Source organism: Streptomyces solincola, assembly GCF_002982015.1.
GTDB lineage: Bacteria > Actinomycetota > Actinomycetes > Streptomycetales > Streptomycetaceae > Streptomyces > Streptomyces solincola.
The window spans coordinates 1-19679 of record NZ_PVLV01000190.1; the positions used below are offsets into that span (position 1 = coordinate 1).

The window sequence follows — 19679 nt, forward strand, 5'->3', positions numbered from 1 at the left end:
GCCTAATACCGCCCCCTGAACCCGCCCGTGACCGCCCCCCGAACCGGCCGGTCCGCGAGCGACCGCCGCCCCAAGCAGGCTCGGCCGCCAGACACCGGCTCCGTAAGCCAGCTCCGTAAGCCGGCTCCGTCCGCCCGGCACCGTCCCCCTGAGCCGACTCCGTCCATGTGACGACGCCACCCACGCCGACCCACCCCCCTCGCGACGGCGACGGCGACAGCGACAGCTCAGCGCAGCGGGAAAGTAGCGCAGGGCCGAGTCAGGTCGGGCGGCCGGGCGCAGACGGTGGCGGTCAGGCGCTTGTGCGAAGCTTGTGCGAACGGGGCCAGGCCCGCGAGGTGGGCCGTGCGGGCCCTCGGCGGTGCGCCCGCCGGCCCGCGCTCTCCGCGGGCTTCGGCCCTCCGCCTAGTCCGGCTCCAGTCCCTCGGTGTCCTCCCCCTCCTCTTCCAGCGCCAGCCGCACCACTCGCAGGGCCATGCCCTCCGGGTACCCCTTGCGGGCCAGCATTCCGGCGAGCCGCCGCAGCCGGCGGTCGCGGTCGAGGCCGCGGGTGGAGCGGAGCTTGCGGGCCACCAGCTCCCGGGCGGTCTCCTCCTCGCGGTCGGAGTCGAGTCGCCCGACCGCCTCGTCGATCAGGTCACCGTGCACCCCCTTGGTGCGCAGCTCGCGGGCGAGCGCCCGCCGGGCGAGGCCCCGGCCGTGATGGCGGGACTCCACCCACGCCCCGGCGAAGGCGGCGTCGTCGATGAGGCCGACCTCCTCGAAGCGGGAGAGGACCTCCTCGGCGACGTCGTCCGGGACCTCGCGCTTGCGCAGGGCGTCCGCGAGCTGCTTGCGGGTCCTGGGCGTCCCGGTGAGCAGGCGCAGGCAGATCGCCCGCGCCCGCTCGGCCGGGTCCTGGGGCGGCAGCTCCTTCTCGGCCCTCGACGAGTCGGGGCTGCCGCCCGGCCATTCGGTGCGCCGAGCCACCGGGCTAGCCCTTGGCCGCCGCGGCCTTGGTCGCCTTGGCTGTCTTCGCCGCCGGGACGGAGACCGGCTTCGCCGGGTCCTCGCCGGCCGGCACGCCCGCGGCGCCCGCCGCGTCCGCGGCCGGCTCGGCGGCCGGCTCCGCCGGGCGGACACCGACGCCCAGCTTCTCCTTGATCTTCTTCTCGATCTCGTTGGCGAGGTCGGGATTGTCCTTGAGGAAGTTGCGGGCGTTCTCCTTGCCCTGGCCCAACTGGTCGCCCTCGTAGGTGTACCAGGCTCCGGCCTTGCGCACGAAGCCGTGCTCCACGCCCATGTCGATCAGCCCGCCCTCGCGGCTGATGCCCTGGCCGTAGAGGATGTCGAACTCCGCCTGCTTGAAGGGCGGCGCGACCTTGTTCTTCACGACCTTGCAGCGGGTGCGGTTGCCGACCGCGTCCGTGCCGTCCTTGAGGGTCTCGATGCGGCGGATGTCGATGCGCACCGAGGCGTAGAACTTCAGCGCGCGGCCACCGGTCGTGGTCTCCGGCGAGCCGAACATCACGCCGATCTTCTCGCGGAGCTGGTTGATGAAGATCGCCGTCGTCTTGGACTGGTTGAGCGCGCTGGTGATCTTCCGGAGCGCCTGGCTCATCAGCCGCGCCTGGAGGCCGACGTGCGAGTCGCCCATCTCGCCCTCGATCTCGGCGCGCGGGACGAGCGCGGCCACCGAGTCGATGACGATCAGGTCGAGGGCGCCGGAGCGGACCAGCATGTCCACGATCTCCAGGGCCTGCTCGCCGTTGTCCGGCTGGGACAGGATGAGGTTGTCGATGTCGACGCCGAGCTTCTTGGCGTACTCGGGGTCGAGCGCGTGCTCCGCGTCCACGAAGGCGACCTGGCCGCCGGCCTTCTGCGCGTTGGCCACGGCGTGCAGGGTCAGGGTCGTCTTGCCCGAGGACTCCGGGCCGTAGACCTCCACCACCCGGCCGCGCGGCAGTCCGCCGACGCCGAGCGCGATGTCGAGGGCGGTCGAGCCGGTCGGGATGACCTCGATGGGCTCCATCGACCGGTCGCCCATGCGCATCACGGCGCCCTTGCCGAACTGCCGTTCAATCTGTGCGAGCGCGGCGTCGAGCGCCTTCTCGCGGTCGGTTCCTGCCATGGGTTCCACCCGGTTTGCTTGAGTCGATCGCTTCACGTCAAAGACGCTAACCCCTGCCACTGACAATGGGCCCCGACGTCCCTCCAGCCTGTGGACAACCGGGCGGCCGGCGCGCCTCTCCCGCGCTCCGGGCCGCCCCGAGCTTCCGGGCCGGAATCCCATATGAATGGATGTTCGATTTTACTGTCAAGCGAGCCACACCGCCCGCCCCCGCCTCCACCTCCGCCTCCGGGTCAGCCCCGGTCCTCCTCCTGACGCGGGTCCGGCACCCGGGCGCCCCGCTCGCGTTGCAGCGCATCCCTCTCCACCTTGGTGCGCAGCGCCCGCTGCATCCGCTGCACCCGGGCCATCACCGCCTCGCCGTGCCGCCGATGGCCGTGCATCCGGGGGTCCTCGGCCACGTCGTACCGGCGGACGTAGGCGCCGAGGAACGCCTGGAGGGTGGCCACGGCCGGGATCGCGATCAGCGCGCCGACCGCGCCGAGCAGCGCGGTGCCCGCGATGACCGAGCCGAAGGCCACCGCCGGGTGGATGTCGACGGTCCGCGCGGTGAGCTTGGGCTGGAGCACGTAGTTCTCGAACTGCTGGTAGACCACGACGAAGCCGAGCACCCACACCGCGTACCAGGGGTTCTCGGTGAAGGCGATCAGCATGGGCAGGGCGCCGGCCAGATAGGTGCCGATGGTCGGCAGGAACTGCGACACCAGGCCGACCCACACCGCGAGCGCCGGCGCGTAGGGGACGCCGAGCAGCTCCAGCAGCACGTAGTGCGCGGCGCCGGAGACCAGGGCCATCAGCCCGCGCGAGTAGATGTAGCCGCCGGTCTTGTCGACGGCGATCTCCCAGGCGCGCAGCACCTCGGCCTGCCGGGCGGGCGGCAGCACCGAGCACAGCGCCCGCCGCAGCCGGGGGCCGTCCGCGGCGAAGTAGAACGAGAACAGGAAGATCGTCAGCAGCCGGAACAGCCCGCCGAGCACGGTGGCGGACACGTCCAGCACGCCGGTGGCGCTGTCCTGCACGTACTTCTGCAACCAGTCGGAGCGCAGCAGGCTGTCCTGGACCTCGACGCGGGACAGCTCGGTGTCGAAGGTGTGGTTGATCCAGTGGATCAGCGAGTCCAGGTAGCGGGGGAAGTCCTCGACGATCTCGATGATCTGCCCGGCCAGCATCGAGCCCAGCAGGACGGTGAAGCCGATTGCTCCGGCCAGGACCGCGAAGAAGACCAGGAAGGTGGCGAGCCCGCGGCGCATGCCCCGGGCCGCCATCCGCCCCACCGCCGGTTCGATCGCCAGGGCGATGAAAAAGGCGATCAGGACGTTGACCAGCAGCCCGATGAGCGCGTGGAACGCCCAGCTTCCCAGTTGGAAGCAGGCGTAGAGGGCGAGCCCGAGGACCATGGCCTTGGGCAGCCAGCGCGGCATGCCAGGAGCCCGGCCGCCCGCACCGCCGGCGGGCGCGGCGGGGTCGCCGGGGCCGCCTCCCGCGGGCGCCGGCTCCGGCCGGGGCGGCGCCGCGGCTGCGGCGGGCGGTGCGGAGGGTGGTGCCGCCGGTTCGGCGGTGGTCGTCGTCTCGTCGTCGTCAGTCGGAGCCACGCGCCAAGTCTCGCGTACGCGTGTGACGCCCCGTCGCCCGGCCACCGCCGGCCGCGCGCCACGAAGCCCCCGAGAACGTGCCGACAGCGGCGCCGGGTCTGAGGACGGTCGTCCCGGCGGGCCGCCCGCGCCCGGGTCAGCGGCGCTCGGGCGGGACGCCCATCGCCGTGCAGACGGCTCGCCACACGTCCTTGGTCTCCCAGCCGGCGTCCAGCGCCTGGTGCACCGTCCGCCCGCCCAGTTCGGCCATGACGTGGTCCCGGGCGAAGGAGTCGGCGTAGGCCGCGCCGAAGTGCTCGGCCATCCGCTCCCAGAAAATCGTCAACCGCATGATCCCAGTATCCCGCCCCCGGGCGAACCGCCCGTACGGCGCCGCCGGCCGGGCGGACGCCCGCCGCTCACCCGAAGCCGAGGGCGCGGACGAGGGCGGTGACGGCGACCGCGGCGCCGACCACGACCAGGAAGGGGGCGCGCAGCACCAGAGCCAGCGCCGCCGCGGCCACCCCCGCGACCCGCGCGTCCACGGTGAGCGCGCTGCCCACCGCGAACGTCTGCTGGGCGGTGAGCGCGGCCAGCAGGGCGACCGGCAGCAGGGCCGCGAGTCGCTGCACCAGCGGGCGCTCCAGGGCGGAGGCCGGTACGAGCAGTCCGGCGAGCTTGAACAGGTAGCAGCCGGCCGTGGTCAGTCCGATGGCGATCCACAGGTTCACCGGTCGGCTCCCTTCGCGTCGTACGGCTCTTCCTCGCTGCCCCGGGACCGGCGGCCCCGGGCCCACAGCACCAGGGGGGCGGCCAGCGCGGCCACCAGGACGGGGACGCCGGCCGGCAGCACGGGCAGCAGCCCGAGGCCGAGGACGACGGCGACGCCGGCGACGGCCCGTTCGGTCGCGGTGCGCAGCATGGGGGCGAGCAGGGCGAGGAAGACGGCGGGTCCGGCGGCGTCCAGGCCCCAGGCGGCGGTGTCCCCGATGGCCTCGGCGCCGAGCGCGCCGAGCAGGGTGGTGAGGTTCCACAGCACGTAGAGGGTGAGGCCGGTGGCGGCGAAGCCGAGCCGGGTGGCCCGGCGGCCGGGCTGGGCCAGTGCCACCGCGGTGGTCTCGTCGATCACCCAGTGCGCGGCGAAGGGGCGGACCCAGCGGGGCAGGGCCAGCAGTTGCGAGAGCCGCAGGCCGTAGAAGGCGTTGCGGGTGCCGAGGAAGAACGCGCCGGCCGCCGCGGTGATCGGGTTGCCGCCGGCCGCGATCGCCCCGACCAGCGCGAACTGGGAGGCGCCGGTGAAGACCAGCAGGCTGAGCGCGCAGGTCTGGAGCAGCGTGAGGCCGGCCCCGGCGGAGGTGACGCCGAAGGCGAAGCCGGAGAGGCCGACGGCCACGCCGACGCCGAGGGAGTCGCGGATCACGGCGCGGTCGGGCTTGGCCGCGGCCGCGTCGGCCGGGCCGCCCGGTGGCGCCTGCTGGCGGGGGGCTGTCGCCGCTGTCTGTTCCTTCACGTCCTTCACCCCGGGGACGCTAGTGGGGCCCGGCGCCTCCGGTCTTGTACGTTCTTGCGCGCTCGCGCTGGTAGGCGCCCGGCGGGACGCCGACGATCCGGGTGAAGTGGCGGTTGAGGTGCGGCTGGTCGGTGAAGCCGACCTCGGCGGCGGCGGCCGCGGGCGGGGTGCCGGCTTCGAGCAGGCGGCGGGCGGCGCGGATCCGGGCGTCGGTGAGCCAGGTGTGCGGGGGCATGCCGTAGGCGGCCTTGAACGCCCGCAGCAGCGCGAAGGAGCCGGTGTCCAGTTCGCGGGCGAGCTGCTCCAGGGACGGCGGGTCGGCCATCCGGCGGTGGAGGAGCTCGCGGGCCCGGGCGGCGGTGGCCGCCCCGGCGTCGCGCGGGGCCCGGACGGTCAGCGACGTGCCGTGGCGGCGCAGCAGCCTGGCCAGGGTGACCCGCAGCAGGCTGTCGGCGGCGAGTGCGTTGCCCTCCTCGGCGGCCCGGTGCACGGCGCGGATGAGCAGGGCGGTGTCCTCGTCCTCGACGATGGTCTCGGCGAAGCTCGGGGTGCCGCGCAGGGTGGTCTCCTCGGCCGCGATGGCGGCGACCAGGTCCAGGGAGGGGTAGAGGGTGGCGTACGACCAGCCGTCCGGGTCCCCGGCGTGCGCGGAGTGCGGCACCTCCGGGTTGAGCATGACCACGCTGCCCCGGCCGGCGTGCAGGGTGCCGTGCGGGGTGACCACGTCCTCGACGCCTTGCCGGACGGCGCCCAGCACGAAGCCCTCGTGGCTGTGGCGGACGAAGGAGTGGCGCACGTAGCGGGCCCGCAGCAGGTCGAGTCCGGGCACCGCCGGGTAGTGCCAGTGTCTGGCCCATTCACCGTCCCGTGCGCGTGCCATGCCTCCATTGTGCGACCCGCTGCGCGCCGCGGCCGGGGCCGTCCGGCTGCTGGGACGGCCCGCCGGAGCCGCTCCTGCCTGCGGGTACGCCGTCGGGGACGGCCGGTGCGGGGCCGATGTCAGTGGCGGGGTGCACGATGGTGGGCATGACCGGGACTGCGCTCGACTCGTTCACCCCCGCCACCCGAGGCTGGTTCGCGGGGGCCTTCAGCGCGCCCACCGCGGCCCAGGAGGGGGCGTGGCGGGCGATCGCCGAGGGCTCGGACGTCCTGGTGGTCGCGCCGACCGGGTCCGGCAAGACGCTGGCCGCCTTCCTGGCCTCGCTGGACAGGCTGGCGGCCGCACCGCCGCCGGCCGAGCCCAAGAAGCGCTGCCGGGTGCTGTACGTGTCCCCGCTGAAGGCGCTGGCGGTGGACGTGGAGCGCAATCTGCGCAGTCCGCTGACGGGTATCCGCCAGGAGTCGGTACGGCTGGGGCTGCCCGAGCCCCAGGTGCGCGTCGGCATCCGTTCGGGTGACACCCCGGCGGCGGAGCGGCGCTCGCTGGCGACGCACCCGCCGGACATCCTGATCACCACCCCCGAGTCGCTCTTCCTGATGCTCACCTCGGCCGCCCGGGACGCGCTGGCCGGGGTGGAGACGGTGATTCTGGACGAGGTGCACGCGGTCGCGGGCACGAAGCGGGGCGCGCACCTGGCGCTGTCGCTGGAGCGGCTGGACGAGCTGCTGCCGCGCCCGGCGCGCCGGATCGGGCTGTCGGCGACGGTCCGGCCGGTGGACGAGGTGGCGCGCTATCTCTCGCCCCGGCGGCGGGTGGAGATCGTGCAGCCGGCCTCCGGCAAGGAGTTCGACCTGTCGGTGGTGGTGCCGGTGCCGGACATGGGCGAGATGGGCGCGTCCCCGGCGTCCGACGCGGGCGGCGGGCAGCAGGACCGGCCGTCGATCTGGCCGCAGGTGGAGGAGCGGATCGCCGACCTGGTGCAGGCGCACCGCTCGACGATCGTGTTCGCCAACTCGCGGCGGCTGGCGGAGCGGCTGTGCAACCGGCTCAACGAGATCGCCTACGAGCGGGCCACCGGCGAGCCGATGCCGGAGGACCACGCGCCGGCCGAGCTGATGGGCGGCTCGGGCGAGGCGAAGGGCGCGCCGCCGCTGCTGGCGCGGGCGCACCACGGTTCGGTCTCCAAGGAGCAGCGGGCGCTGGTAGAGGAGGACCTGAAGGCGGGCCGCCTGCCCGCGGTGGTGGCGACGTCCAGTCTGGAGCTGGGCATCGACATGGGCGCGGTCGACCTGGTGGTGCAGGTGGAGTCGCCGCCGTCGGTGGCCTCCGGGCTCCAGCGGGTGGGGCGGGCCGGGCACCAGGTGGGGGCGGTGTCCACGGGGGTGGTCTTCCCCAAGTACCGGGGCGATCTGGTGCAGGCCGCGGTGGTCACCGAGCGGATGCGGGAGGGCGCCATCGAGGCGCTGCGCGTCCCGGCGAACCCGCTGGACGTGCTGGCGCAGCAGATCGTCGCCATGGTGTCGCTGGACAGCATGGCGTACGACGACCTGCTGGCCCTGGTGCGCCGGGCGGCGCCGTTCGCCTCGCTGCCGGAGTCGGCGTTCAGCGGGGTGCTGGACATGCTCGCCGGGCGCTATCCCTCCGACGCCTTCGCCGAGCTGCGGCCGCGGGTGGTGTGGGACCGGGTCACCGGCGCCGTCACCGGCCGGCCCGGGGCCCAGCGGCTGGCGGTGACCTCCGGCGGCACGATTCCCGACCGGGGTCTGTTCGGGGTGTTCCTGGCCGGCTCGGACCCGAAGAAGGGCGGCGGCCGGGTCGGCGAGCTGGACGAGGAGATGGTGTACGAGTCGCGGGTCGGCGACGTGTTCACCCTGGGCACCTCCTCGTGGCGGATCGAGGACATCACCCGCGACCGGGTGCTGGTCTCGCCGGCGCCCGGGGTGCCGGGGCGGCTGCCGTTCTGGAAGGGCGACCAGTTGGGCCGGCCGCTGGAGCTGGGCCGGGCGGTGGGCGCGTTCCTGCGCGAGGTGGGCGCGCTGTCGGCGGAGGACGCCCGGCTGCGGCTGGTGGCGGCCGGTCTGGACGCCTGGGCGGCGGACAACGTACTGGCCTATCTGGACGAGCAGCGCCGGGCGTGCGGCCATGTGCCGGACGACCGGACGATCCTGGTGGAGCGGTTCCGGGACGAGCTGGGCGACTGGCGGGTGGTGGTGCACTCGCCGTTCGGCGCGCAGGTGCACGCCCCGTGGGCGCTGGCCCTCGGCGCCAGGCTCACCGAGCGGTACGGCATGGACGCCCAGGTGATGCACGCGGACGACGGCATCGTGCTGCGGCTGCCGGACGCAGACCTGATGGGTCTGGACCTGCTCGACCAGGACCCGGCCGCCCCCGGCACGGAGCACGACGCGGAGAAGGCGCCGGTCGGCGCGGCCGACGTGCTGATGGACGCCGGCGAGGTCGACCAGGTGGTCACCGACCAGGTCGGCGGCTCGGCGCTGTTCGCCTCCCGCTTCCGCGAGTGCGCGGCCCGCGCGCTGCTGCTGCCCCGCCGCAACCCGGGCCGGCGCACCCCGCTGTGGCAGCAGCGGCAGCGGGCCGCCCAACTGCTCCAGGTGGCCAGCGAGTTCGGCTCGTTCCCGATCGTGCTGGAGGCGGTCCGCGAATGCCTCCAGGACGTGTTCGACGTGCCCGGCCTCAAGGAGCTGATGGGCGACATCGAGTCCCGCCGGGTGCGGCTGGTGGAGGTCACCACCCCGGAGCCGTCGCCCTTCGCCCGCTCCCTGCTCTTCGGGTATGTCGCGCAGTTCCTGTACGAGGGCGACTCCCCGCTCGCCGAGCGGCGGGCGGCCGCGCTGTCGCTGGACTCCCGGCTGTTGGCCGAGCTGCTGGGCCAGGCCGAGCTGCGCGAGCTGCTGGATCCCGAGGTGCTGGCCGAGCTGGAGGCCGAGCTTCAGTGGCGCACCGAGGACCGCCGGGTCAAGGACGTGGAGGGCGTCGCCGACGTGCTGCGGGTGCTGGGCCCGCTGACCGGCGGCGAGCTGGTGGAGCGCGGCGCCCAGGCGCAGTGGGCCGAGCAGTTGGCGGGCGCGCGCCGGGCCATCCGGGTGCGGATCGCCGGCGCCGACCACTGGGCGGCGGTCGAGGACGCGGGCCGGCTGCGGGACGCCCTCGGCACGGCGCTGCCCGTCGGCGTGCCGGAGGCGTTCACCGAGCCGGTCAAGGACCCGCTGGGCGACCTGCTCGCCCGGTACGCCCGCACCCACGGCCCCTTCACCTCCGCCGAGGCGGCCGCCCGGTTCGGTCTGGGCGCGGCGGTCACCGACGGGGCGCTGCACCGGCTGGCCGCGGCGGGGCGGGTGGTGCAGGGCGAGTTCCACCCCTCCGGCATCGGCCAGGAGTGGTGCGACGCGGCGGTGCTGCGGCGGCTGCGGCGGCGCTCCCTCGCGGCGCTGCGCCAGGAGCTGGAGCCGGTGCCGCCGGCCGCGCTGGGCAGCTTCCTGCCGCAGTGGCAGCACGTGGGCGACCGCGGCCTGCGCGGGCTGGACGGGCTGGCGCGGGCGATCGAGCAGCTCCAGGGCGCGCCGGTGCCGGCCTCCGCGCTGGAGCGGCTGGTGCTGCCCTCCCGGGTCGCCGGGTACGCCCCCGGCATGCTGGACGAGCTGACGGTGGCCGGGGAGGTGGTGTGGGCCGGGGCGGGCGCGCTGCCGGGCAAGGACGGCTGGGTCTCCCTGTATCTGGCCGACGCCGCCCCGCTCCTGCTCCCCGACCCGCACCCGCTGGAGCTGAGCCCGCTGCACGAGTCCGTCCTCACCACCCTCTCCGGTGGGTACGGGCTGTTCTTCCGGCAGATCGCCGACCAGGTGCGCGCCACCACCCACCCGGCGGCGAGCGACCCGCAACTGGCCGACACAGTTTGGGACCTGGCCTGGTCGGGCCGACTCACGAACGACACGGTCGCCCCGCTGCGCGCCGTCCTCGGCTCCGGCCGCACCGCCGGTTCCACCGCGCACCGCGCCAGGCGCACCGTGCCGCGCGGCCGGTACGGGACGCTGACGGCCGCCGCCCGTACGGCGTCCCGCTCCGGGCCGCCCACGGTCAGCGGCCGCTGGTCGCTGCTGCCGCCCGCCGAGCCCGACCCCACCCACCGCGCCCACGCGCTGGCCCGCACCCTGCTGGACCGGCACGGCGTGGTGACCCGCGGCGCGGTGGCGGCCGAGGGCGTGGAGGGCGGCTTCTCGGCGGTCTACCGGGTGCTGTCGGCCTTCGAGGACACCGGCCAGGCCCGGCGCGGCTATGTGGTGGAGGGCCTGGGCGCCGCCCAGTTCGCCATGGACGGCGCGGTGGACCGGCTGCGGGCCGCGTCCACCGCCAAGGAGCGGGCCGACGCCTCCACCGACCCCCGCGCGGTGGTGCTGGCCGCCGCCGACCCGGCCAACGCCTACGGGGCGGCGCTGCCGTGGCCGGAGCCGCCGACCGGGGCCGGCCACAAGCCTGGCCGCAAGGCCGGCTCCCTGGTGGTGCTGGTCGAGGGCGAGCTGACGCTCTACATGGAGCGCGGCGGCAAGACGGTGCTGTCCTGGGCCACCGAACCGGACGACCCGGCCCTGCACGCGGCGGCCGCCGCCCTGGCCCGGTCCGCCGGTGCGGGCGCCCTCGGCACGGTCACCGTCGAACGCGTCAACGGCGCCCCCGCCCTCACCTCGCCCCTCTCCCCTGCCCTGGAGCACGCAGGCTTCCACGCCACCCCCCGCGGGCTGCGCCTGCGCGGCTGACCACCCGGACGCGCGCCGTCAGAACGAGGCCCACCTCGGCCGGACGGAGAGGCTCGCGCCGGCTGGACGGAGGAGGCCCACGGCGGCCGGACGGAGAGGCCCACGGCGGCCGCACAAGTCCCACCACGGCCGGACGGAGGCCCGCGCCGGCCGGACGAGGCCCGCGGCGGACGGTGGCTCACGCATCATGGACCCATGCCCGAAGGAGACACCGTCTGGCTGGCGGCCCACCGGATGCACGCCGCGCTCGCCGGCCACCCCCTCACCCGCTTCGACCTGCGGGTCCCGCGCTTCGCCACGGCGGACCTCACCGGCCGGACGCTGCTGGACGTCACCCCGCGCGGCAAGCACCTGCTGGCCCGGGTCGAGGGCGGGCTGACGCTCCACTCCCATCTGCGCATGGAGGGCTCCTGGCGGGTCTTCGCCCACGGCGCCCGCTGGAACGGCGGGCCCGAGCACCAGATCCGCGCCGTCCTCGGCACCGCCGACGCCACCGCCGTCGGCTACCGCCTGCCCGTGCTGGAGCTGCTGCGCACCGCCGACGAGGAGACGGTGGTGGGCCACCTCGGACCCGATCTGCTGGGCCCCGACTGGGACGCGGCGGAGGCGGTCCGCCGGCTGTGCGCCGACCCCGCCCGCCCGCTCGGCGAAGCCCTGCTCGACCAGCGCAATCTCGCGGGCATCGGCAACGTCTACAAGTGCGAGCTGGCCTTCCTGGCCAGGGCCACCCCCTGGCTGCCCGTGGGAGAGCTGCCGGCCGGCGTCCCGGAGCGGCTCGCCGCCACCGCGCGCCGCCTGCTCGAAGCCAACAAGGACCGCCATGAGCGGCGCACCATCACCCCGGGCGGCCACGTGGACCGCCCCGACCGCAAGGTCTACGTCTACGGCCGCCGCGGAAAGCCCTGCTACCGCTGCGGCGCCCCCATCCGGCACGTGGAGGAGAACGACCAGGAGCGCGTCTCCTACTGGTGCCCGGGCTGCCAGCAGGGCCCCGGCCCCGGACGCCCGTCATCCGCCCGCCCCCGCCGCTGACCAGAGGCCGCCACCGGCGGCCCCACCAGGCCCCCGCAGGCCGCCGAGCAGCCCCGCGCCACACCGACGATGCGCCGATCACGACCGCCGGCGCACCGGGACTCACAGCGCCGGGCGTACGCCCCCGTCCGGCTCCGGGCCGGCGGGCGCCGCACCCCGGCGGTGCCGCCATTCGCGTACCGCCGTCAGCCGGGGCCGCTTCGGGCGGGCGGCGGCCACGTGCACCGGAAGCAGGCTCAGTCCCCAGCCGCCCGCCACCACCGTCGCCTCGACCGCTCCGCTCCCGGCCGGCGCCAGGACCAGCCGCAGCACGGCCCACCACCACACCGCGCCGGCGACGAGCGCCACCGCGGCCAAGGTCATGCGTCGTCGCCGTACCATCACCGCCTCCTACGGCCTGCCACCCGCCCCCGCCCGGCCGCGCCGGTCACATCCGCCCCTCCAGCCTTCCACCGGGCCGGCCCCGGAACCGGGTGCCGGCCCGGTGGAGGGGCGCATCGACGCGCCGGCGGCACTCGGGGCGCGGCCTCGCGCCCCCGTGGGCGCCGCGCGCCCCGCCCGGGACAGGGCGGGAGCCACGGGCTCGGGGCGGTCAGCCCCGCTCCGCCTGGAACATCCAGTGGTGCTTCTCGAGGTCCGCGGTGAGCGCGATGAGCAGGTCCTGGGTCACCGGGTCCGGCTCGTCGGTCACCGCGATGCGCTCCCGCATCCGGGTAATGACCGCGTCGAGGCCCTCCACCAGGATCTGCACGGCGTCGTCGTCCTTGATCCACCCCTCCGGCACCGTGGCGATGGCGCTGCCCTTGGCGACCGAGGCGGCACGCCCGTCCGGGTTCACCCCGAGGGCGGCGGCCCGCTCCGCGACGGTGTCGGAGTGCTGGCGCGCGGTGGTCACGACCTCGTCGAGCTGAAGGTGGATGGAGCGGAACCGCGGTCCCACGACGTTCCAGTGCACCTGCTTGGCCACCAGCGAGAGGTCCACCACGTCCACCAGCGCGCCCTGTAGGGCCTCGCCCACGACCTTGCGGTCGGCGTCCGACAGGGAGCTCTTGACGACAGTCATCCGAATCCTCCATTCCGGCGTGCGATCCCCATCGAGCTGATGGCCGAAGAGACCGGACCGCCCCGGATCGCGGGGCAGGGGACGCACGCATGTCCACCATGGCACATAGGACCTAAAACGGGCATTCGGGATAAGCGAAAGCCCCGGTCGGCACTCGAATACCCGACCGGGGCTCAGCCCAAAACACTCGCTGCCGGCGGGCCGCGTCGGCGGCCCGGCAGGACGTCGGCAGCCTCAGGCCGCGACGACGTCCACCGCCTCGGCAGGCGCCTTGATGGTCACCCGCTCGGTCGGCACACCGGTCACCGACGTCACGGACACGGGGTTCAGCATCGGGCGGCGCACCGGCGCGGGCAGCGGCTCGGTCGCCGCGGCCGACTCGGCGAGCTCGGCGAGCGAGAGCTCGTCGCTCACCTCGCGCATCAGCTCGGACATCCGTACGTCAAGCGCGTCGCAGATCGCGGAGAGCAGCTCGGAGGAAGCCTCCTTCTGCCCCCGCTCCACCTCGGAGAGATAACCGAGCGAGACCCGGGCGGACGAGGAGACTTCGCGCAGAGTACGGCCCTGGCGCTGGCGCTGCCGACGCAGCACGTCACCCAGCAGGCGACGGAGCAGAATCATCGGTGGCTCCCTCCTCGGACCGTGTAGCCGCATCCTTCACGCCCCACCGTACCGCCTCGTGCTGCGGCCGTGCGGGGAGCAATGACGTGTTCACTCAGGGCTGCAAACATCAGTTCCCCCCGTTCTGTTCCGTATCCTGCGCCCTCGCGTTCGCCGTCAGTTCGTCCGCGAGCAGCTCCAGCACGCTCCGTACACTCTCCTTACGGATTTCCTCCCGGGAGCCGTTCAACCGCAGCGCGCGGACTTCGCCGCCGGAGCGAGACCTTCCGGCGGGCCCGCACACCGCCACGTACACCGTCCCGACCGCCTGGCCGTCCTGCGGGTCCGGCCCGGCGACCCCGGTCGTGGCGACGCCCCAGTCGGCACCGAGGGCGGCCCGCACACCCGCCGCCATCTGCGCGGCGACCTCCGGGTCCACCGCTCCGCGCTCGGCGAGCAGCACCGGGTCCACACCGAGCAGCCGCTGCTTGAGCCCGGTGGCGTAGGCGGTGACCGAACCGCGGAAGGCCCGGGACGCCCCGGGCACGGAAGTCAGCTCGGCGGCCACGAGCCCGCCGGTCAGCGACTCGGCGACGGCCAGCGTCTCGCCACGCTCGGTGAGCAGTCGGAGGGTGTCCGCGGCCGCCGCCGTCACCGGCCCGGCTCCACCTCGGCGCGCTCCGCACCGGCGCTCGCACCGGCCCCGGCCCCGGCCGCCGCGTCTCGCGGCCCCGCCTCAGCGGCCCCGGGAGCCCCTGGGGTGGGTGCGCCGCTCGACTCGTTCTCGACCCCGGCGCGAGTCCCCGTCGCGGACGCGACCCCTCCGACACCGGCCCCGGACCCGCCGGCCGCCCCGGCATGGTCCGCCCCGGGTCGCTCCGCCCGGATGCCGTCCTCGTCCGCGCCGTGCGCCGCCCGGGCCAGGGCGGCGGCCTCGCCGGCCACCCGGGCCGCCGCGTCGGCGCGCTCGGCGGCCAGTCCCTTGCGGCGCAGCACCACCGCCTGGCGTACGTAGTCCAGACCGGTCACCACGGTCAGCACCACCGCCACCGCCATCACCCAGAACCGCAGGGTGGCCAGCGGCCCGGTGAGCGCCAGCACGTACATCCCGACCGCGGTGCCCTGGGCCAGGGTCTTCATCTTGCCGCCGCGGCTGGCCGGGATGACCCCGTGCCGGATCACCCAGAACCGCATCAGCGTGATGCCCAGCTCACGCAGCAGGATGACGGCGGTCACCCACCACGGCAGGTCGCCCAGGGCCGACAGGCAGACCAGCCCCGCGGCCATGATCGCCTTGTCGGCGATCGGGTCGGCGATCTTCCCGAAGTCGGTGACCAGGTCGTACGCGCGGGCCAGGTGGCCGTCGAAGATGTCGGTGATCATGGCCACGGCGAACGCGGCCCAGGCCCAGGCGCGCCAGGCCGGGTCGTAGCCGCCGTCCTGGAGCAGCAGCAGCACGAAACCGGGCACCAGCACGAGCCGGATCATGGTGAGGATGTTGGCGATGTTCCACAGACTGGCCTGGTTGACGGCCGCAGCGCCCAGCTTGCCGCCGGGCGCCGGCCTTCCCGTACCGCCCGCGGCGGATGCCGGCACTCCGGTCATCTGCCCGCCTCCTCGAGACACTCGGCCACCAGATCGACGCCTTCGGTGCCGACGACCTTGGCGGCCACCATACGGCCCGGCGCCAGCGCGGCGCGCGCGGCCGACTCGGGGGTGAAGACCACCTGCCCGTCGGTCTCCGGCGCCTGGTGGGCGGCGCGGCCGACCGCGCCGTCGCCGTCCTCGCCGGTGTCCACCGACTCGACCATCACGTCCAGGGTCTCTCCGAGCCGCTCCTCCGCACGCTGGGCGGTGAGCTCCTCGGCCAGTCGGGAGAGGTCGGCGAGGCGCGCGTCGACCGTCTCCTGGTCCAGCTTGGCGTCGTAGCCGGCGGCCTCGGTGCCGTCCTCGTCGGAGTAGCCGAAGACGCCGATGGCGTCGAGCCGGGCGTGCGTGACGAACCGCTCCAGCTCGGCGAAGTCCTGCTCGCTCTCGCCGGGGAAGCCGACGATGAAGTTGGAGCGGACTCCGGCCTGCGGCGCCTTGGAGCGGATGGTGTCCAGCAGCTCCAGGAAGCGGTCGGTGTCACCGAAGCGGCGCATGGCGCGCAGCACGGCGGGCGCGGAGTGCTGGAAGGACAGGTCGAAGTAGGGGGCGACCTTCTCGGTGGAGGTGAGCACGTCGATCAGGCCGGGCCGCATCTCGGCGGGCTGGAGGTAGCTGACCCGCACCCGCTCGATGCCGTCGACCGCCGCCAGCTCGGGCAGCAGGGTCTCCAGCAGCCGGATGTCCCCGAGGTCCTTGCCGTAGGAGGTGTTGTTCTCGGAGACCAGCATGATCTCCTTCACGCCCTGCTCGGCCAGCCAGCGGGTCTCGCCGAGCACGTCGCTGGGGCGGCGGGAGACGAAGGAGCCGCGGAAGGAGGGGATGGCGCAGAACGAGCAGCGCCGGTCGCAGCCGGAGGCGAGCTTCACCGAGGCGACGGGGCTGGTGGCGAGGCGGCGGCGCAGCGGGGCGCGCGGCCCGGAGGCGGGCGCGAGGCCCTCGGGCAGGTCGCTGGGGGCGCTGGCCAGGGCGTCGGCGTCGCCGTGGCCGGGCAGGGCGACCGCGCCGGCCGCCTGCTGGCGCTCCACCGGCGACAGCGGCAGCAGCTTGCGCCGGTCGCGGGGGGTGTGCGCGGCGTGGGCGCCGCCGCTGAGGATGGTCTGGAGGCGGTCGGAGATGTCGGCGTAGTCGTCGAAGCCGAGCACGCCGTCGGCCTCGGGCAGCGCGTCGGCCAGCTCCTTGCCGTACCGCTCGGCCATGCAGCCGACGGCGACGACGGCCTGGGTGCGGCCGTGGTCCTTGAGGTCGTTGGCCTCGAGGAGGGCGTCGACGGAGTCCTTCTTGGCGGCCTCGACGAAGCCGCAGGTGTTGACGACGGCGACGTCCGCGTCGGCGGCTTCCTCGACGAGTTGCCAGCCGTCCGCTGCCAGGCGGCCGGCCAGTTCCTCCGAGTCCACCTCGTTACGGGCGCAGCCAAGGGTGACGAGGGCGACGGTACGGCGTTCGGGCATGGACTCAAGACTACTTCGTCCCGCGCGGCCCCCCGCCGCTCAGGGTCGCCTGCCCTGCCCGCAGCCCCGCGGAGCAGCCGTGGCGCCGCACGCGGACGCCCGGGAACCGGAGGGGTTCCCGGGCGTCCGTGCGCGGCGTCCGTCGCTCAGCCGTCCTGCGGGTCGTCGCCCTTCTTGAAGCTGACCCGCTTGACCTCGCCGGGCTGGTACTCGTCGGCGACCTTCTTGCCGTTGACGACCAGTTCGACCGCGCCCGCGTTGCCGAGCACCAGGTCGACCTGCTCGCGGTCCTCGACGTCGACGGTCCTGGAGCTGTTCTCGTCCACCAGACCGTCGAACAGCCGCTTGCCGTTGGTGCCGGTGGCGGTGATCCAGCTCTTGCCCTCCACGGCGGTGATCTTGACCGTCACGCGGTCCTTGGGCGCCGCCGCGATGGCGCTGTCGGCCGGGGCCGGGCGGGGCGCGGCCTTGGTCGGCTGGGGCTTGGCGGCCGGGTTCTGCGCGGGCGAGGCGGGGTCGCCCGCCACGTTGCCCGCGCGCGAGTCGGGTTCGCCTCCGCTGAACAGGGTGAAGCCGACGAAGCCGATGACGGCGACGATGGCCGCCACCATGGCCGCGGTCCAGTTGGGCCGGCGGCGCTCGGGGCGGATGCGTTCCGCCTCGAACATCGGCGCGGCGGGGGGGGGGGCGGGGCGGCCGCCGTGCTCGGCGTCGTACCGCTCCACCAGGGTGTCGTCGTCGAGCCCGACCGCACGCGCGAGCACGCGGATGTGGCCTCGGGCGTAGACGTCCCCGCCGCACCGCGAGAAGTCGTCCTCCTCGATGGCGTGCACGATGGGGATGCGCACGCGGGTGGAGGCGCTGACCTCCTCGACGGTCAGGCCGGCGGCGGTCCGCGCGTGCCGGAGCACGCTGCCGACCGAGGGCCGGTCCTCGGCGGGGTCGGGGTCCGGATTGGTCGAAGGCTGCTCTTCTTCGGGGGAGTTGCCGATGGACACGAGTGCGCCTTTCGAGCGTGCAACCACCTGCGGGTAGTTCAGTCTATGAGTCGTACGAAAGGGTGGGGCAACCGGACGGACGCACTTCGTACGCCGTTGGAATGATTGTCCGCCCGGATGTGACAGAAGCGTGGTGACCGAAGCCCGGCAGACGACAGGGGTGGGGCGCCAGGCTCGGAAACGGCATCATCCGTCTCTCTGCCCAACGTGACGTACGCCGAGGGGAAACGGTTGCCCACGTCCGGACGGCGGATGCGTGTTCCTAGCCTGCGGACTCCCCGCGGATGACGGCCAGTACGCCGTCCAGCTCGTCCGGCTTGACGAGGACGTCGCGCGCCTTCGACCCTTCGCTCGGTCCGACCACGCCCCGCGACTCCATGAGGTCCATCAGCCGGCCGGCCTTGGCGAAGCCGACCCGCAGTTTGCGCTGGAGCATCGAGGTGGAGCCGAACTGGGTGGAGACGACCAGCTCGGCGGCCTGGCACAGCAGGTCCAGGTCGTCGCCGATCTCCTCGTCGATCTCCTTCTTCTGCTGGGCGGGGCCGGTGACGTCGTCGCGGAAGACCGGGGCCATCTGGTCCTTGCAGTGCCGGACGACGGCCGCGACCTCCTCCTCGGTGACGAAGGCGCCCTGCATACGGGTGGGCTTGTTGGCGCCCATCGGCAGGAACAGCCCGTCGCCTTTGCCGATGAGCTTCTCGGCGCCGGGCTGGTCGAGGATGACCCGGCTGTCGGCGAGCGAGGAGGTGGCGAAGGCGAGCCGGGAGGGCACGTTCGCCTTGATCAGGCCGGTGACCACGTCGACCGAGGGCCGCTGGGTGGCGAGCACCAGGTGGATGCCGGCGGCCCGGGCGAGCTGGGTGATGCGGACGATGGCGTCCTCGACGTCCCGCGGGGCGACCATCATCAGGTCGGCCAGCTCGTCCACGATGACCAGCAGGTACGGGTAGGGCGACAGGACGCGCTCGCTGCCCTCGGGGGTCTTCAGCTTGCCGCTGCGGATGGCGGCGTTGAAGTCGTCGATGTGCCGGTAGCCGAAGGCGGCCAGGTCGTCGTAGCGCAGGTCCATCTCGCGCACCACCCACTGCAGGGCCTCGGCGGCCTTCTTGGGGTTGGTGATGATCGGGGTGATCAGGTGCGGGATGCCCTCGTACGCGGTGAGCTCGACCCGCTTGGGGTCGACCAGCACCAGCCGTACGTCCTCCGGGGTGGCCCGCATCATGACCGAGGTGATCAGGCAGTTGATGCAGGAGGACTTGCCGGATCCGGTGGCGCCGGCCACCAGCATGTGCGGCATCTTGGCAAGGCTGTGCATCACGTACCCGCCCTCGACGTCCTTGCCGAAGGCGACCAGCATCGGGTCGTCCTCCTCGCCGTCGGCGAGCCGCAGCACGTCCCCGAGGTTGACCATCTCGCGGTCGGTGTTGGGGATCTCGATGCCGACGGCCGACTTGCCGGGGATCGGCGAGATGATCCGCACGTCCGGGCTGGCCACGGCGTAGGCGATGTTCTTGGTGAGCGCGGTGATCCGCTCGACCTTCACCGCCGGGCCCAGCTCCACCTCGTAGCGGGTGACCGTCGGGCCGCGGGTGAAGCCGGTGACGTCGGCGTCCACCTTGAACTCGGTGAACACCCGGCGCAGCGAGGCCACTATGGCGTCGTTGGCGGCGCTGCGGGTCTTGCCGGGGCCGCCGCGCTCCAGGAGGTCCAGCGACGGCAGGGAGTAGGTGACGTCCCCGGAGAGCCGGAGCTGTTCGGCACGGGCCGGCAGCGATCCGCTGTCCTCCTTCACCGGGCTGGCCTTGGTGAGGTCGGGCACCTGCCCGCTGTCCTCCTGGCCGCCCGACCGGCCGGCCTCGCGCGCCGGCGGTACGGAGCCGGCGCCGGCGGTGTCCCGGCGGACGCCGGGCGGGGGCGCGCCGGCCGCCTCCTCGCGGGCCCCGCGCCGGTCGCCGGTGACGTCCTTGGTGAGGTCGGCGACCACCGGCGAGGGCGGCATCCCGCCGAGCACGGCGCCGTCCAGCGCCGCCGCGGCGGCGCTGGAC

General features: G+C 74.4%; 16 protein-coding genes and 1 pseudogene. 2 read left to right on the forward strand and 15 right to left on the reverse strand.

Translation table 11 applies throughout. The features are described from left to right. Positions 1 to 405 precede the first annotated feature (405 nt). The 7 genes and pseudogenes from recX to C6N75_RS13955 form a co-directional block, all read right to left on the reverse strand. Positions 406 to 1026: pseudogene (gene recX / locus C6N75_RS13925) on the reverse strand (recombination regulator RecX); the annotation flags it as partial. Continuing rightward, positions 974 to 2110, reverse strand: coding sequence for a recombinase RecA (recA, locus tag C6N75_RS13930; RefSeq protein ID WP_105869207.1), 1137 nt, complete (start codon positions 2108 to 2110; stop codon positions 974 to 976). The pseudogene recX and the gene recA, both read right to left, overlap by 53 nt. A 233-nt stretch (positions 2111 to 2343) precedes the next feature. Further along, the gene (locus C6N75_RS13935) at positions 2344 to 3531 is read right to left on the reverse strand and encodes an AI-2E family transporter (RefSeq protein WP_105869208.1); all 1188 of its coding nucleotides are present in this window, start codon (positions 3529 to 3531) and stop codon (positions 2344 to 2346) included. Between the two features lie 307 nt (positions 3532 to 3838). Beyond that, the gene (locus C6N75_RS13940; protein WP_105869209.1) at positions 3839 to 4033 is read right to left on the reverse strand and encodes a DUF3046 domain-containing protein; all 195 of its coding nucleotides are present in this window, start codon (positions 4031 to 4033) and stop codon (positions 3839 to 3841) included. Between the two features lie 67 nt (positions 4034 to 4100). Further along, a complete protein-coding gene (locus C6N75_RS13945) occupies positions 4101 to 4412 on the reverse strand; it encodes an AzlD domain-containing protein (protein ID WP_105869210.1) in 312 nt (103 codons plus the stop codon). Continuing rightward, on the reverse strand, positions 4409 to 5101 hold the full coding sequence (locus tag C6N75_RS13950) for an AzlC family ABC transporter permease (protein WP_258177403.1): 693 nt from the start codon (positions 5099 to 5101) through the stop codon (positions 4409 to 4411). Before C6N75_RS13950 ends, C6N75_RS13945 begins: the two co-directional genes overlap by 4 nt. A 109-nt stretch (positions 5102 to 5210) precedes the next feature. Further along, positions 5211 to 6071: an AraC family transcriptional regulator gene (locus C6N75_RS13955; RefSeq protein ID WP_105869211.1), complete on the reverse strand. Its 861-nt coding sequence runs from the start codon at positions 6069 to 6071 to the stop codon at positions 5211 to 5213. A 146-nt stretch (positions 6072 to 6217) separates the two neighbouring features. Between C6N75_RS13955 and C6N75_RS13960 the strand changes: the two genes are divergently transcribed. Together C6N75_RS13960 and C6N75_RS13965 are read left to right on the forward strand one after the other, a co-directional pair. Next, positions 6218 to 10843, forward strand: a complete 4626-nt coding sequence (locus C6N75_RS13960; protein WP_105869212.1) for an ATP-dependent helicase — start codon at positions 6218 to 6220, stop codon at positions 10841 to 10843. Positions 10844 to 11038: 195 nt separating this feature from the next. Further along, entirely contained in the window at positions 11039 to 11875 is an 837-nt protein-coding gene (locus C6N75_RS13965) for an Fpg/Nei family DNA glycosylase (RefSeq protein WP_105869213.1), read from the forward strand. A gap of 102 nt (positions 11876 to 11977) precedes the next feature. On the opposite strand, the gene C6N75_RS13970 is transcribed toward C6N75_RS13965, so the two are convergent. The 8 genes from C6N75_RS13970 to C6N75_RS14005 form a co-directional block, all read right to left on the reverse strand. Then, positions 11978 to 12238, reverse strand: a complete 261-nt coding sequence (locus tag C6N75_RS13970) for a hypothetical protein (protein WP_105869214.1) — start codon at positions 12236 to 12238, stop codon at positions 11978 to 11980. Positions 12239 to 12467: 229 nt separating this feature from the next. Then, positions 12468 to 12938, reverse strand: coding sequence for a Dps family protein (locus C6N75_RS13975; RefSeq protein ID WP_105869215.1), 471 nt, complete (start codon positions 12936 to 12938; stop codon positions 12468 to 12470). Positions 12939 to 13172: 234 nt separating this feature from the next. Then, complete coding sequence (locus tag C6N75_RS13980) at positions 13173 to 13559, reverse strand: helix-turn-helix domain-containing protein (protein WP_105869216.1); 387 nt, start codon at positions 13557 to 13559, stop codon at positions 13173 to 13175. Positions 13560 to 13668: 109 nt separating this feature from the next. Next, positions 13669 to 14193 carry a CinA family protein gene (locus tag C6N75_RS13985; protein WP_105869217.1) on the reverse strand — a complete coding sequence of 175 codons (525 nt, stop codon included), beginning with the start codon at positions 14191 to 14193 and terminating at the stop codon, positions 13669 to 13671. After that, the gene (gene pgsA / locus C6N75_RS13990) at positions 14190 to 15143 is read right to left on the reverse strand and encodes a CDP-diacylglycerol--glycerol-3-phosphate 3-phosphatidyltransferase (RefSeq protein ID WP_105869218.1); all 954 of its coding nucleotides are present in this window, start codon (positions 15141 to 15143) and stop codon (positions 14190 to 14192) included. Before pgsA ends, C6N75_RS13985 begins: the two co-directional genes overlap by 4 nt. Next, entirely contained in the window at positions 15140 to 16636 is a 1497-nt protein-coding gene (rimO, locus tag C6N75_RS13995) for a 30S ribosomal protein S12 methylthiotransferase RimO (RefSeq protein WP_105869219.1), read from the reverse strand. Before rimO ends, pgsA begins: the two co-directional genes overlap by 4 nt. Before the next feature lie 146 nt (positions 16637 to 16782). Next, positions 16783 to 17634 carry a helix-turn-helix domain-containing protein gene (locus tag C6N75_RS14000; RefSeq protein WP_105869220.1) on the reverse strand — a complete coding sequence of 284 codons (852 nt, stop codon included), beginning with the start codon at positions 17632 to 17634 and terminating at the stop codon, positions 16783 to 16785. 262 nt (positions 17635 to 17896) lie between these two features. Further along, a partial coding sequence (locus C6N75_RS14005; protein WP_146132561.1) for a DNA translocase FtsK occupies positions 17897 to 19679 on the reverse strand: 1783 nt, incomplete at its 5' end.